The 13,674-nt window shown below is 64.0% G+C and carries 14 protein-coding genes; 10 read left to right on the top strand and 4 right to left on the bottom strand.

The window, feature by feature from the left end; genetic code table 11:
• Positions 1-18: 18 nt before the first annotated feature.
• Both greA and RHPLAN_RS33645 read right to left on the bottom strand, forming a co-directional pair.
• On the bottom strand, positions 19-498 hold the full coding sequence (gene greA / locus RHPLAN_RS33650) for a transcription elongation factor GreA (RefSeq protein WP_068028049.1): 480 nt from the start codon (positions 496-498) through the stop codon (positions 19-21).
• Between the two features lie 241 nt (positions 499-739).
• Complete coding sequence (locus RHPLAN_RS33645) at positions 740-1,633, bottom strand: polysaccharide deacetylase family protein (protein ID WP_068028046.1); 894 nt, start codon at positions 1,631-1,633, stop codon at positions 740-742.
• A gap of 224 nt (positions 1,634-1,857) precedes the next feature.
• On the opposite strand from RHPLAN_RS33645, the gene RHPLAN_RS33640 reads away from it, so the two are divergent.
• Both RHPLAN_RS33640 and RHPLAN_RS33635 read left to right on the top strand, forming a co-directional pair.
• Complete coding sequence (locus tag RHPLAN_RS33640) at positions 1,858-2,805, top strand: ABC transporter substrate-binding protein (protein WP_068028043.1); 948 nt, start codon at positions 1,858-1,860, stop codon at positions 2,803-2,805.
• Positions 2,806-2,968: 163 nt separating this feature from the next.
• Positions 2,969-3,520: a hypothetical protein gene (locus RHPLAN_RS33635; RefSeq protein WP_068028040.1), complete on the top strand. Its 552-nt coding sequence runs from the start codon at positions 2,969-2,971 to the stop codon at positions 3,518-3,520.
• Positions 3,521-3,549: 29 nt separating this feature from the next.
• On the opposite strand, the gene RHPLAN_RS33630 is transcribed toward RHPLAN_RS33635, so the two are convergent.
• Positions 3,550-3,855 carry a hypothetical protein gene (locus RHPLAN_RS33630; protein WP_157100646.1) on the bottom strand — a complete coding sequence of 102 codons (306 nt, stop codon included), beginning with the start codon at positions 3,853-3,855 and terminating at the stop codon, positions 3,550-3,552.
• A gap of 267 nt (positions 3,856-4,122) precedes the next feature.
• On the opposite strand from RHPLAN_RS33630, the gene RHPLAN_RS33625 reads away from it, so the two are divergent.
• From RHPLAN_RS33625 to RHPLAN_RS33610, 4 genes are all read left to right on the top strand, one after another.
• The gene (locus RHPLAN_RS33625) at positions 4,123-5,292 is read left to right on the top strand and encodes a lactonase family protein (protein WP_068028035.1); all 1,170 of its coding nucleotides are present in this window, start codon (positions 4,123-4,125) and stop codon (positions 5,290-5,292) included.
• Positions 5,293-5,505: 213 nt separating this feature from the next.
• Positions 5,506-6,507 (top strand): Bug family tripartite tricarboxylate transporter substrate binding protein, encoded by a 1,002-nt coding sequence (locus RHPLAN_RS33620; RefSeq protein ID WP_198164613.1) that lies wholly within the window; start codon positions 5,506-5,508, stop codon positions 6,505-6,507.
• 34 nt (positions 6,508-6,541) lie between these two features.
• Positions 6,542-7,693, top strand: a complete 1,152-nt coding sequence (locus RHPLAN_RS33615) for an acyl-CoA dehydrogenase family protein (RefSeq protein WP_068028030.1) — start codon at positions 6,542-6,544, stop codon at positions 7,691-7,693.
• 11 nt (positions 7,694-7,704) lie between these two features.
• A complete protein-coding gene (locus tag RHPLAN_RS33610; protein ID WP_068028027.1) occupies positions 7,705-8,799 on the top strand; it encodes an acyl-CoA dehydrogenase family protein in 1,095 nt (364 codons plus the stop codon).
• Positions 8,800-8,802: 3 nt separating this feature from the next.
• On the opposite strand, the gene RHPLAN_RS33605 is transcribed toward RHPLAN_RS33610, so the two are convergent.
• Entirely contained in the window at positions 8,803-9,243 is a 441-nt protein-coding gene (locus tag RHPLAN_RS33605; protein WP_068028024.1) for a MarR family winged helix-turn-helix transcriptional regulator, read from the bottom strand.
• Positions 9,244-9,343: 100 nt separating this feature from the next.
• On the opposite strand from RHPLAN_RS33605, the gene RHPLAN_RS40320 reads away from it, so the two are divergent.
• Genes RHPLAN_RS40320 through RHPLAN_RS33585 form a run of 4 tightly spaced genes read left to right on the top strand, consistent with a single transcriptional unit; the run spans position 9,344 to position 13,666 of the window.
• Positions 9,344-10,432, top strand: coding sequence for an acyl-CoA dehydrogenase family protein (locus RHPLAN_RS40320; protein WP_068028021.1), 1,089 nt, complete (start codon positions 9,344-9,346; stop codon positions 10,430-10,432).
• A 6-nt stretch (positions 10,433-10,438) separates the two neighbouring features.
• Positions 10,439-11,623, top strand: coding sequence for an acyl-CoA dehydrogenase family protein (locus RHPLAN_RS40315; protein ID WP_198164612.1), 1,185 nt, complete (start codon positions 10,439-10,441; stop codon positions 11,621-11,623).
• Positions 11,624-11,651: 28 nt separating this feature from the next.
• On the top strand, positions 11,652-12,437 hold the full coding sequence (locus RHPLAN_RS33590; protein ID WP_068028017.1) for a crotonase/enoyl-CoA hydratase family protein: 786 nt from the start codon (positions 11,652-11,654) through the stop codon (positions 12,435-12,437).
• A 56-nt stretch (positions 12,438-12,493) separates the two neighbouring features.
• Positions 12,494-13,666, top strand: coding sequence for a thiolase family protein (locus RHPLAN_RS33585; protein WP_068028016.1), 1,173 nt, complete (start codon positions 12,494-12,496; stop codon positions 13,664-13,666).
• Positions 13,667-13,674 lie beyond the last annotated feature (8 nt).

Here is a 13,674-nt window from a genome sequence, read left to right as displayed (position 1 = left end):
CGGTCGTGCCGATAATCGTCACGCGACAGAAACGACCTCAAGCGTGGAGTTGCCGAGGGTGGCGACATCGCCGACGCTTTTGCCCGTCAGGGCCCTCGCGATCGGAGATATGTAGGAAATCGTGCCCTGGGACACGTCGGCCTCGTCTTCGCCGACGATCCGGAACGATTGGACTCTTCCATCCTCCCGTCGGAAGCTGACCAGGCTGCCGAACGCGACAACGCCTTCCTTCTCGCTCGGGTTGACCAGCTGAGCGCTGGCCCGGCGCGCATTGAAATACCGCAGGTCCCGCATGGCCTGGGCCATGGCAGACCGGTTGGTCTTGAGGTCATCGCTGGCCTGTGCGAGCGCGACGGCCTCTTTGGCAGCGGCAACGGCAGCATCGAGCTTGGCCAGACCGGTTTGTGTCACGAAGTTTGGATGCGGCGAGATCGGACGCTCCGGCAGATAGGCCGCCGCGGCTTCCGTATCTTCTTCTTTTGTGAAAGCAACGCTCATTGCGCTCGCGTCCTGGAATTTTACGATCGGCGGCTGACCGGAGGCCGCCGGTGCATGACGGTAAAATATGCTCGAGACTGCCCGGCGTTAAGGCCATACTTTCGCGTAAATCTGCCCGATTTTAGGTTCCCGAACCGCGATCGAAGACTTTCGTAAAATTCTCGCCCAGCGGGCAACAGCCCGCCGACGTCACGGGTTTGCGGTGATGAGCCTGACAGCCGCCGATTCTTGACGACGTCCCCTACGGCACACACGCCGCCGGCAGCTTCGCCGCATACTCCGCGATGCCGCCGGGCGTCGTCACCCACACGTTGCTGAAGCCCGGATGCTTCATCAGCGTTTCGATGGCCTGCCGCACCTGCAAGAGCCGGAACGGCTGGCCGGTGCAGAACGTGTGCATCGAGATGCCGAACACCAGCGACTGGTTCTTTGACAGCCGCAGCATCGCCTCGAACTGATCGATGATCATGCGATGGAAGTCGGTCGCCGGCTGGGCGCGGCTCAGCATCGTCGGCGTGTCGTTGATTTCGATCGGGTAGGGCACCGACATGATGCGGCCCTTGCGCGTCTTCATCCAGAACGGCTGATCGTCGGCGGGCCAGTCCATGATGAACGTGTAGCCGTTCTCCTGGAGGAGGTCGGGCGTGAACGCCGTCTCCGAAATCCACGGGCCCATCCAGCCGTAGGGCCGCCGTCCGCAACTGTCGCCCAGCGTCTTGGTCGCCTGCGCGATCATCGCCGCTTCGGTCGCCTCGTCCATGTCGGACTGGCGCTCCGAGTTGGTGTAGCCGTGGCCGATCACCTCGTCGCCGCGCTTCTTGATGCGCGCCGGGATCTGCGGCATTTCCTCGCACACCGACGCATTGATCAGATGGCACATCGGCAGCTTCAGCTCGTCCATCATGTCGAAGATGCGCCAGATGCCGACGCGCAGGCCATAATCGCGCCAGCCGAAATTGCGGACGTCCGGCTGCGGGCCCGGCGCGGTCGGCGTGTGGCCGAGGCCCTCGCCGAAGCTGAAATGCTCGACATTGAGCGCGCAATAAAAGGCCAGCCGCTTGCCGTCCGGCCAAGTGAAGTCCTGCCGCTCGGTGATCGGCGAATAGGCGTAGCGGTTGTGCTTCTTCAGTTTCATGGGCGCTCTTTCTGTGCAGTGCTGCGTGAATTTATACGGGGGCTGCGATCGTTTTCCAATGCAACCTGATCGGGTGCGCCTTGCAGGAAACGCCACGCGCGTGCCGGTCGGCGCCACATGCGCCTTGCTCTCGTTCCGCCATTCGGTCTGAAATGGAATGAGATTCGCTTCTGGCATCGATGCGATGTCTTCGACGCAGTACGACAGATAAGGACCGACTCCCGATGAAAGCCTTTCGACGAATTTGGCTTGTCTGCGCTGTGCTGCCGCTCCTGTCGTCCGCCGCGACGGCCGAAGACAAACTGAAAGTGTCCATCGGGCAGATGGACACCTGGGTCAATCAGGCGCCGGTGCTCGGCCAACGCGCCGGCATCTTCAAGAAGCACGGCATCGAGCTGGAAAATTTCGCCACCCAGGGCTCGGGCGAGACGCTGCAGGCCGTGCTGTCGAATGCGGCACAGATCGGCGTCGGTGTCGGAACGATCGGTGTGCTGCGCGCCTATTCGCGCGGCGCGCCCGTCAGGATATTCGGCGCGAGCTTCACCGGCGTCGGCGACCTGTATTGGTATGTCCGCGCCAACTCGCCGATCAAGACATTGGCGGATGCGACCGCCAGCACCACGATCGCGTTCTCGAGCAACGGGTCGAGCGTGCACAATGTCGTGCTGGGTTTCACCAGCCAGGGCGTCAAAGCCAAGCCGGTGCAGACCGGAGGACTTCCCGCGACGCTGACGCAGGTGTTGTCGGGACAGATCGATGTCGGCTGGGCGACGCCGCCGTTCGGACTGAAGGAGGCGGCCGAGGGCACGATCCGCATCATCGCCAACGGCAACGACGTGCCGTCACTGCGCGACCAGACCGTGCGTGTGGAGATCGTCCATGACTCGGTGGCCAACAACCCGGACCTGATGAAGCGGTTGATGGCCGCGTATCGTGAATCGCTGGCCTATCTCATGACCAACCCGGAGGCGACGAGGCTGTACGCCGAGCAGGCGCGTGTGCCCGAATCCTTGATGACCGGCGCGATCGAGAAATTCCGGCTCCGTGAGGGAAAGCAATTGGACAAGGTGACAGGCCTCGACGCGATCATGGACGACGGCGTGAAGTTCAAGTTCCTGGACAATCCGCTGTCGCAGGATCAGATCAACAAGCTCATTCTGCCGCCGGGCTGAGGCCTGCTTTCTCCGTCCGGCCCGTCGCCATTTTGCGCAGTCCGTAGGGTGGGTTGAGCGAAGCAAAGCCCACCGAAATTTTGTCCAAGATTGCTATACCTGAAGGTGGGCTCGGCGCTCCGCGCCTTAGCCCACCCTACGCTTGCTGTCGGGAGCGAGATGCATGAAGGACATCCTGTCCGCGTTGTTGTTGGTGACTTTGTGCGCGACGGTGAGCAATGCGCAGCCGGGTGATTTCGTGACGCTGGCGCCGCAGCCAAGCGGCTATGCTTGGTGGCTGCGCGCGGAATTTCATCCAGCCGATATCATGGTGCGGGGGATTCCGGTCGGAAAATTACGTCCCACGTGGTGCAAGGCGACCGAGTTTCGCAAGGACCTGTTTCCGGCTGACCTCGCCACGGACCTCGATCAGACCGGCGGTCTTTCGTTCGCGGCCGATGGCTTCTTTGATGGCTCGAAAGTGAAGCAGACCGCGCTGGTCGGGGCATACGAAACCTGCGACGGAAAACGAGGCTCGTTCCTTTTGGTTTTGGCCTGGCCGCGGGATGACGCGCCCGTGGTCCGGTTCGTTCACGAAATGTCGATACCGTTCGCAATGCTCGGCATGAGGCACTCGACCATCGTGATCTTTCACTGCATGGAATGCGACCACGTGACCGAATTCAAATGGGACAAATCGAACCGGCGCTTCGCGCAGCTTCGAGCGAGGCGTTAGAGTGTAGGGTGCCGAGTCGGCGGCGCTTGTTACCCAAAAATATCGAAGACCGCGGCGAACAACGCCGCAATGGCCGCCAGCACGAACAATATGACGGCCCCCAAGGCGTCCAGGATCATTGAGGCCACGTCCGAAACCGTATCCGCCGCCACAATCACGACGACGACGCCCGACCCGATCAGCAGCGAGGTGACAAAGCTGAACGCGGCGAGCCACAGCCCGACAACGACCAGAACTCCGAAGATCACCACGGCGGCCATGCGCCGGACCGAACTCTTTCTCGCACCGGACCGTGCTGCCGAGGTTGGCGTCGGTGTTTCCGCCGGCGTGTTCATGTTCCGCCCAAATGGGATGTTACGCTAGAGCAGGCATTGGTCGTGGGCGCCGCGTGAAAGGTTCACCCGGCCGCTTGGCAACGGAACCGCGCACCCGATAGCATCCTCCCAGCCGCCGACTCCGCGCATGCCGCGGCGCTTCACCGATCGACGGCAAACTGTTGAGGGAGGGGACTCGCCAGGTTCAGCCGAAGGACATTCTTGTCTGCCGCGGCCGCCAGTGTCGCCGCGCCGGGCATCGCGTCAGCCAAACCAAAGATCATGCCCATGAACGCTGCGCTTTACGCCAATGTCGGTCCCGACCTCACGCGCTACGACGTCGACGTCATCAACGCCGAGCTGATCAAGCGCGACACCGTCACGCTGCCGGCCGGCGTGCAATATGCCTGGCCGCACAAGTCGCGGCGCTATCTTTATGTCGCCACGAGCAGCAGCGCGTCCGGCTACGGCAAGGCCGGCACCGAGCATCACGTGACCGCGTTCAGCATCCACCCGGCGACCGGTGCGCTGCGGCCCCACGGTGAGCCGATCAGGCTGCCGACGCGGCCGATTCATGTGTCGACGGACATTCCGTCCGAGCACATCCTGGTCGCGTTCAACAATCCAAGCGCGGTGCGCGTCTATCGCATCAACAAGGACTTCACGCCGGGCGAGGAGGTGGCGCAGCCCGGCGTGACCGATCCCGGCATCTTCGCGCATCAGGTGCGCGTCACGCCGAACAACCAGCAGGTCATCCTGGTGACGCGCGGCAACGAGGGCACGCCGACGAAGGCCGAGGATCCCGGCGCTCTCAAGGTCTTCGACTACAAGAACGGCGTTCTCAGCAACGAGGTCTCGATCGCGCCGAACGGCGGCAAGGAATACGGGCCGCGGCACCTCGACTTCCATCCGTCCAGGCCGTGGATGTACGTCTCGATCGAGACGCAGAACAAGATGGACCTGCACCGGCTGGTGAAGGGCAGGGTCGTGTCGCAGTTCGTCTCTCGTGTCGACACGCTGATCGAGCCCAACAACATCCGCGCGCGTCAGGCGGCTGGCACGGTGCATGTGCATCCCAACGGCCGCTTCGTCTACGGCGCCAACCGCGCCCAGGACACAGTGGATTATCAGGGCAAGCCGGTGTTCAAGGGCGGCGAGAACAGCATCGTGGTTTACGCGATCGATCAGAAGAACGGTACGCTGAAGACGATCCAGCACGTCGAGACGCAGAAGATTCATCCGCGCACGTTCCACATTCACCCGAACGGGCGGCTGATGGTCGTCGAGCACAATCTGCCGGTGAACGTGCGTGACGGCGATGCGGTGAAAACCGTGATGGCGGGCTTGTCGGTGTTTTGGATCGACGACGACGGCAAGCTGACATTCGTGCGCACCTACGACATCGATGTCGGCGACAAGACCATGTGGTGGATGGGCATGGTGCCGCTGAACGCGTGACGCTTGCTCGTTCTGGTTACAGCGATGGCTCGCTCCCCTCATGCGAGCCGTATCCTCTGGTGTCATTCCGGAGACGACAGCGGAGATTGTGACGCGCTTGGCGCCCATGCGCCGGCACTAAACAGCTTGACCGCGGACCAAGCCTGCACGAACCTGATCGTCACCAAAAGCAAGAATGGCCGGAAAGGCTGGACACTTAAGGGAGGCAGCCGGATGATCAAGCGCGATCTCATTGCGCTCGTGTTCAGTGCCGTTTCGGCGCTGCTGGGCCTGGGCTTCATTTCGGGCTCTGCGCACGCGCAATCCTCGGACTATCCGCACAAGCAGCCGATCAAGGTCGTGATCCCGTTCCCGGCGGGCGGGCCGACCGACGGTATGGCGCGCATCGTGTCGGAGCGGCTCGGCCAAGTGCTAGGCCAGAGCATCGTGGTCGAGAACCGCGGCGGCGGCGCGGGGGGCAGCGTCGGGGCGAAGTTCGTGGCGGCTGCCGATCCCGATGGCTACACCATTCTCATGACGCCCGGCGGGTCGCTGACCACCGGACCCGCGGTGCACAAGAACATCGGCTACGACCCGGTGAAGGTGTTCACGCCGGTCTGTCAGCTCATCGAGACACCACTGATCATCGCGGTGCATCCCAGCCTGCCGGTGAAGACCCTCGCCGAGCTCGTTGCCTATGCCAAGGCTCATCCCGGCAAGGTGAGCTGGGGCTCGCAGGGCTTCGGCGTCGCGCCGCATCTGCTGATCGAGCTGTTCAAGCTGGAAACCGGCACCAACATCGCTCACGTGCCTTACCGGGGCACCGCGCCGATGCTGACCGCGATCGTCGCGGGCGAAGTGCAAGTGGTCGCCGATCCGATGACGACGATCCTGCCGCACATCCAGTCGGGCGCGGTCCGTGCGATTGCCATCGCGGGGCCGGCGCGCACGCCCAAATTACCCGACGTGCCGACCACCAAGGAAGCGGGTTATCCCGACATCGATTCGCCATTCTGGCTCGGCGTCGTGGCGCCGGCCGGCACGCCGCCCGAGATCATCGCCAAGCTCAACGCGGCGTTCCGCGAAAGCCTCGCCGCGCCCGAGGTTCGCGAGCGGCTCGCGGCGCTCGGCGCCGACATCAAGATCGGCACGCCGGACGATTTCCGGGCGATGCTCGCCAAGGAGCTCGCGATGTGGACCAAGGTGGTGAAGGACGCCAAGATCACAGTGGAATGAGATCAAGGTGGAATGACTGAGTGAAAGCGTAACGATGTTCCGTCACGACACGCCCGCCGAAGCGTCCTTCCGCACCGAAGTGCGAAGCTGGCTCGAGGCCAATCTTCCAGGCTCGCTCCGTGACCGCACCACGCGGCCGCCGCCCGTCGAATTGATGCCCTGGTATCAGACGCTGTCGCGCAAGGGCTGGATCGCGCCGCATTGGCCCAGGCAGCACGGCGGCATGGGCGCGACCCTGAACGAGCAGATCGTCATGACCGAGGAGCTGGCGCGTATCGGCGCGCCGCATCTGCCGGTGCAGGGCCTCAATCACATCGGGCCGATCCTGATGGAGTTCGGCAGCGAAGCGCAGCAGAAGAAGCACCTGCCGCCGATCATCGACGGCAGCGTGATCTGGGCGCAGGGCTATTCGGAGCCCGGGGCGGGCTCCGACCTCGCAAGTCTCGCGACACGTGCGACGCTCAACGGCGACCATTTCGTGGTGAAAGGCTCCAAGATCTGGACCACCTGGGGGCATCATTCCGACTGGATGTTCGCGCTGGTGCGCACCGACCCGGACGCCCAGCCGCGCCATGCCGGCATCAGCTTCATCCTGATCGATCTGCACAGCCCCGGCATCCGCATCCGTCCCATCGTGACGATCGCGGGCGACGACGAATTCGCCGAGGTGTTCTTCGACGACGTCGTGGTGCCGGCGGAGAACCTCGTCGGCAAGCTCAACGATGGCTGGCGTATCGCCAATGCGCTGCTCGGCCATGAGCGGCTCGGCACGTCGAACCCACAGTTCGCGCTGCAGGCGCTGGAGCGCATCAAGGTGATGGCACGGGCGACCGGTATCATCGCCGATCCGGCGTTCCAGGATCGGCTTGCGGCCGCGAGCATCAACGTCACGGCGCTGTCGGCGATGTTCAGCCACGCCGTCGAGCTCACCAACAACGAGCGCAGCCTTGGGCCGGAGTCGTCGGTGGTCAAGATCTTCGGCAGCGAGCTTCTGCAATCGCTCAACGAGCTCCTGATCGAGGCGGCCGGCGGCCATGCCGCGATGGAGGAACCGGTTGCCACGAACGCGGGCGTCGTCGACGTCGCGGTGCCGTTCCTGTTTTCGCGGCGGGTGACGATCTACGGCGGCTCGTCGGAAATCCAGCGCAACGTGCTGGCCCGCCGCGTGCTCAATCTTCCCGCGTAGACACGGCGTTCATGGAACTGAACCTCACATCCGAACAGGGCCTGCTGCGCGACAGTGCAGCGAAATTCATCGGCGCCGCGGGTCCGAAGATCGCGCGCAAGTTTCGCGACAGCGATCACAGTTTCGCGCCGCAGCGGCTGCGCGAGGCAGGCGAACTGGGCTGGCTCGGCATTCTGGTTCCGGAATCCGCGGGCGGTCTGGGGCTCGGCCTCACCGAGCTGGCCTTGGTGCTCGAACAGGCGGGGCGGGGGCTGGTCTGCGAGCCGATCGGGCTCGCGGCGATCTCAGCGGCAGCCCTGGGCTTCGCGCCAAAGCCGCTTCCGTTACTGTCCCGCGTCATGACGGGTGACGCGCTGGTGGTTCCGGCGCTCCAGGAGCGCGCTCATGGCGACGATCCGCTCGAGCCTTCGACTGAAGCCACGGGTACCGGCACGACACTGCAACTGACCGGCCAGAAAATGTTCGTCTGCGCCGACGGCGCCGATGGTTTTCTGGTCAGTGCCAGCGGCCGCGACGGTCCGGTGCTTTGTTTCGTTGCGCGCGATGCGCTGGGCTGCACACTGCAGCCGGCCGAAACGGTGGATGGCCGCAGGCTTGCGGCCCTCTATCTGGATCAAACGCCGGCCGATCTCGTTTCGCCCTATCCGTCGTCGCGCGATGCAGTCGATGCGCTCTACAATCTTTCGCTCGTGGCACTGTCCGCTGAACTGCTCGGCGTGATGGAGGAGGCGCAGCGGATCACGCTCGACTATCTCCGCATCCGCAAGCAGTTCGGCAAGCTGATCGGCAGCTTCCAGGCGTTGCAGCATCAGGCTGCCAACATTTATCTGCGCACCGAGGCGGTGCGCTCGCTGATCTTCCAGGTCGCCGGCAACAATGAGCCCTGGCGTATCGATCCCGCGATGGCCGCTGCCGCCAAAGCCAAGGCTTCGGAAGACGCGCTGTTCGTCACCGAGGCGTGCATCCAGCTTCACGGCGCCATCGGCTTCACCGACGAGCACGACATCGGGCTTTATCTCAAGCGCGCCATGCTGCTGTCGTCGCTCATGGGCAACGCCGCGGCGCAGCGCCGCCGTTACGTTGCGATCGCAGGCCTCACCGCGTGAGCTTTACCCGGCCGCACGCATCTCGGACTGCGAGCCCGTGAACTTGATCAGCGCATTTCTGAGCGAATTGATTTCAGTGGCCGAGAGCGCGGAAAACAGGCGCTTTTCCATGCGATCGACCTCCCGGTCGCATGCCTTCAGCAATTGCGCGCCTTCCGGCGTCAGGCTGATGTGCAGGGTCCGGCGCTTCTCTCCGGCCACGGTCCGCACGATGAGTTTTTTGTCCTCTAACGTCGCAATCGTTTCGTTCATCGCTTGCGGCGAGATCGTGAAGCGCCGGGCCAGCGTCGCCGACGACAACTCGCCACCGCGCCGCGAAAGATTGAGCAGCAGGTATTGCGTTGAGGTGAGATTGTAGTCGCGGAGGCAGTCCGTCAGGTTCCGCATCACCAGGATCTGCGCACGACGAATGAGGTAGCTGGTTCGCGGTGGCGGCTTTGCCATGCTCTTCCGGGTCTTGATCTAATATCAGGTTACCTGATAACAGAGTGAAAGGTTCGCGGCAAGAAACGCAGTCACGGGGAGTGTGTTGACGGTCAGTCGCATGAGGCCTCCCAATCCGGAAGCAGAGCCGGCGCTGTCGGACAGCGATCGCGTCCTGCTGCGAAAGTCGGTGCGCGATCTTCTGTCGGCGCGCTGGCCTGCTGAAAAGGCCGTTCAGCAATCCGTCGATAGTCAGCAGGTCGTCGCAATCTGGCGCGCCCTGGCAGAGCAGGGTCTCGCGGCACTCGGATCAAATGGTGCCGAAGCTGGGTTGCGCGAAATCCTCCTGGTCTTCGAGGAGTTCGGCCGCGCCGCTTGTCCGGCGCCGCTGATCGGAGCGGTGGCAGCCAACATCGTGCTGGCCACGCAGCAGTCCGATGCCGTCCGCGCGCTGCTCGAAGACATTCACCAAGGCCAGGCGATCGTTGCCTTGGCGCTCGGTGCCTTTGACGGCGATCTCGCCGCGGGCCAAGCCACGATGCGCGGCGGCCGGCTGTCCGGAACGATCTCATTTGTCGAAGATGTTCAGGCGGCGACCCATGTCCTCGTCGTCACCGATACACCCACTGGAATGGCGATCGTGGATTGCAAGGCCGCCGGAATAGCGAGCCGGACCGCTCCCGGCCTCGCCATTCCAGCGTTGTCGGAGCTCACGTTCGAAAACACCCCGGCGATGGGACTGGCCGCGTCGAGCGAGATTCTTGCGGCTGTTGCGTTGCTGGCGCGGCTGGCGAGCGCTGCCCGTGCCCTGGGCGCGGCTGAACGCGGCTTTGAATTGGCCGTCGACAACGCCAAGGTGCGCAAGCAGTTCGGCCAATTCATCGGCCAGTTTCAGGCCATCCAGCACAAGCTCGCCAATGGCCTGATCAGCCTGGACGGCGCGCGCCTTGCACTGGAATCCGCCGCTACGGCTTATGACAGCGGCAATCCCTATTGGCGTGTGTTCGCATCCTCGGCGCTCGCGTTCTCGAGCCCGGCGCTGCGCACCGTGTCGATCGAAACACACCGCGCGCTCGGTGCGATCGGCTATGCCGAGGAGCACGAGGCGCCGCGGCATTTCCGGCGTGTGCATGCCGATCTCGCGCGCTTCGGCGGCGTGTCGCGGGCCCGCGCCGAATTGGCCGATGCCGTTCTTGGTCCGATCGGGTAGCCCGGCATGTCGAAGCTTCCGCCGCACGACATGGGACCGGCCGCCAACGCCTTCCGCGACAAGGTGCGGGCTTGGCTCGCCGCGAATTGGACGGCGGAGCGCAAGGCCGCGCATCTGAAAAAGCCGTTCAAGGAGCGCGGCTGGGATGCCGAATTCTCGCGCCTGATGGGCCGCGACGGCTGGATCGGCGTGGGCTGGCCGGCAAAGTTCGGCGGGAGCCGTACGCCGACCGAGCAGATCGCCTTCATCACCGAGATGGCCAATGCCAGCGCGCCAGTGCAGGCGCACAGCACCGGCGAATCCATCGTGGCGCAGGCGCTGTTTCTTCACGGCAGCAAGGCGCAGCAGGACGAATGGCTGCCGGCCATTCGCCGGGGCGAGCGCAGTTTTGCGCTCGGCTACAGCGAGCCGGAAGCCGGCTCCGACCTCGCGGCGCTGCGCACCCGCGCGGTCCGCGATGGCGACGACTTCGTGGTCAACGGCCAGAAGCTCTGGTCGACCGGGGCCGACAAGGCCGAATACATCTGGCTGGCGGTGCGCACCGATCCGGACGCTAAGAAGCACGCCGGCATCAGCGTGCTGATGGTCGATCTGCGCTCGCCCGGTATCACGCTCCGGCCCAGCACCGCACTCTACGGCAAGACCTTCAGCGCGCAGTTTTATGACAACGTCCGGGTGCCCGCGAAGAATATGGTCGGCGCCGTCAACGACGGGTGGAAGGTCATCACCGATGCACTTGCGTCCGAGCGGGTGATGATCGGCGGTACGCGCATGGCTGGGATCGAGCGCGCATTTGACCATCTCACCGAATACCTGAAAACTGCCGTTGTGGGCGGCAAGGTCCTGCGAAACGATCCGGTGATCCGCGATCGGATCGGAGCGCTGGCCGCCGATATAGAAGTGGCGCGGCTGTTCCAGATGCGTAATTCCAGGCTGATCGAGCAGGGCAAGGTGCCGCTCCACGAAGCGGCCATGGGCAAGGTCTTCGCCAGCGAATTGCAGGAGCGCCTGGGCCAGGCGGCGCTCGATATCCTCGGCACCGGCGGGCTGCTCTCGGAAGATGCCGAAGGCGCGCCGGTCGGCGAGATGGAATATGTGCTGCGCCATGCCATCATGGGCATGATCGGCGGCGGCACCAACGAGATCCAAAGAAACGTCATCGCGCAGCGGGGGCTTGGGTTGCCCCGCTGAGCCAGGGAACAGTCACAGGGAGCGGTTTATGAGTGAAGAGCAGACGGTCACCTATGAGCTGGACGGGGAGATCGCCCTGGTCGGTTTGAACCGCCCGGACAAGCGCAACTGTTTCAATCCGACGGTGATGAAGCAGCTGCGCGAGGCCATCGAGCGCGCCGGCGAGGAGGCCAAGTGCGGCATCATCTTCGGCCATGGCGACAACTTCTGCGCCGGTCTCGATCTGCGCTGGGCCGCGGAAAGCTGGAAGACCGGGCGCTCGGAACGTCTGCCGTTCCAGTTCAACCGCAACAGCTATTTCGAGGCGATGGCGCGCGGCAACATCCCATTCATCGCGGCGCTGCATGGCGCGACTTTGGGCGGCGGCTTGGAAACGGCGGCGGCCGCGCACATCCGTGTCGCCGACGAGACCACGTTCTTTGGCCTGCCGGAGGGCACGCGCGGCATCTTCATCGGCGGTGGCGGTTCGGTGCGCGTCGCGCGGCTCATTGGCTCCGCCCGTATGCAGGACATGATGCTGACGGGCCGCGTGCTCAAGGCTGATGAGGCCGAGCGCTATGGCATCGTGCAGTACATCGTGCCGAAGGGGCAGCAGCTCGAAAAGGCCAAGGAGCTGGCGCTGAAGATCTGCAAGAACGCGCCGCTGTCGAACTTCGCCATCACCAACAGCCTGCCGCGGATCCAGGACATGGGTTACGACGACGGCCTGTTCTTCGAACGGATGGTCGCCGAATACACGAGGAGCCCGGAGTCGATCCAGCGGCTGCATCAGTTCCTCGACAAGACCGCGCCGCGCGTGCGGCCGGCCGAATAATTCTCTCAACCGCGCGCAAGACGCGGGCGAGTCCTGCAATTCAAAGGGAGTGAACGATGAGTCTGCGCGACAGCGCCATTGTGGCCTACGCCGAAACCAAGGTGATGAAGAAGAGCGATCGGGACGTCTGGGTCCTGATGGGCGAAATCCTCGAGCAACTGCTCGACAAATCCGGCTTCGAGAGCAAGGAAATCGACGGCCTGGTGATGTCTGGCCTCACCGGCACCGGCGGCGCCAGCATGTTCTGGGCGCAAAGCACCTGCGACATGCTGGGCCTCGAGGTCGGCTTCTGCGAGCAGGTGCACACCGGCGGCTGCTCGGCGGTCGGCGCCGTGGCGCGCGCCGCCGCGGCGATCGACGCCGGCATGTGCGAGGTGGCGGTCTGCATGTTCGCCGACACCCACGTCCGCGAGCACAACGGCCGCAACGACCGCAACTACCGGCGCGACTGGACCGATCCATACGGCGTGCTCGGACCGCCCGGCGCCTTCGGTCTTCTGCAACGCGCTTACGATGCCAAATACGGCGTCGACTTGAAGGCGCTGGGCAAGCTCGCGATCACGCAGCGCAATCACGCCATCATGAACGAGAACGCTTGCGAGGAGCTGCGCGTTCCGATCACGATGGACGACTACATCAACTCGCGCATGATCGCCGATCCGATCCGGCTGCTCGATTGCGTGATGCTGGCCGATGGCGCCGCGGGATTGATCGTCACCAGCAAGAAGCGCGCGAAGGAAAAAGGGCTGAACAAGTGCGTGATCCCGATCGGATATGCCGAACGCACCAACTTTCTCGGCGGCGACAATCTGGTCGATGTCACGCGCAGCGGCCACGAGATCGCCGGCAAGAAGGCGCTGGCAGCCGCGGGCTGGAACATCAAGGATGTGCGCTCATTCCATCCTTATGACGACTTCCTGATCGCGCTGGTGATCCAGTTCGAAGCCTTCGGCTTCTGCAAGCCGGGCGAAGGTATGAAGTTCGTCCGCGACACTGATCTTTCGTACAACGGCACCCTGCCGATGAACACCGGCGGCGGCCAGATCTCGGCCGGCCAGGCGGCCTGCTCGTCGCACAATCTGATCGAGGCGGTGCGGCAGCTGATGGGCGAGGCCGGCAAGCGCCAGGTCAAGGACACCACCAACGCGCTCGTCACCGGCATCGGCTGGATCAACTACGGGCGCAACTGGGGCTCGAGCGCCGCGATGGCGCTTGTTCCGAACCAATAAGGATCGAG

The sequence above is a fragment of the Rhodoplanes sp. Z2-YC6860 genome (assembly GCF_001579845.1).
Lineage (GTDB): Bacteria > Pseudomonadota > Alphaproteobacteria > Rhizobiales > Xanthobacteraceae > Z2-YC6860.
Note: the sequence above shows the minus strand (reverse complement) of the source record. Positions and strands in the feature narration are given on the sequence as shown.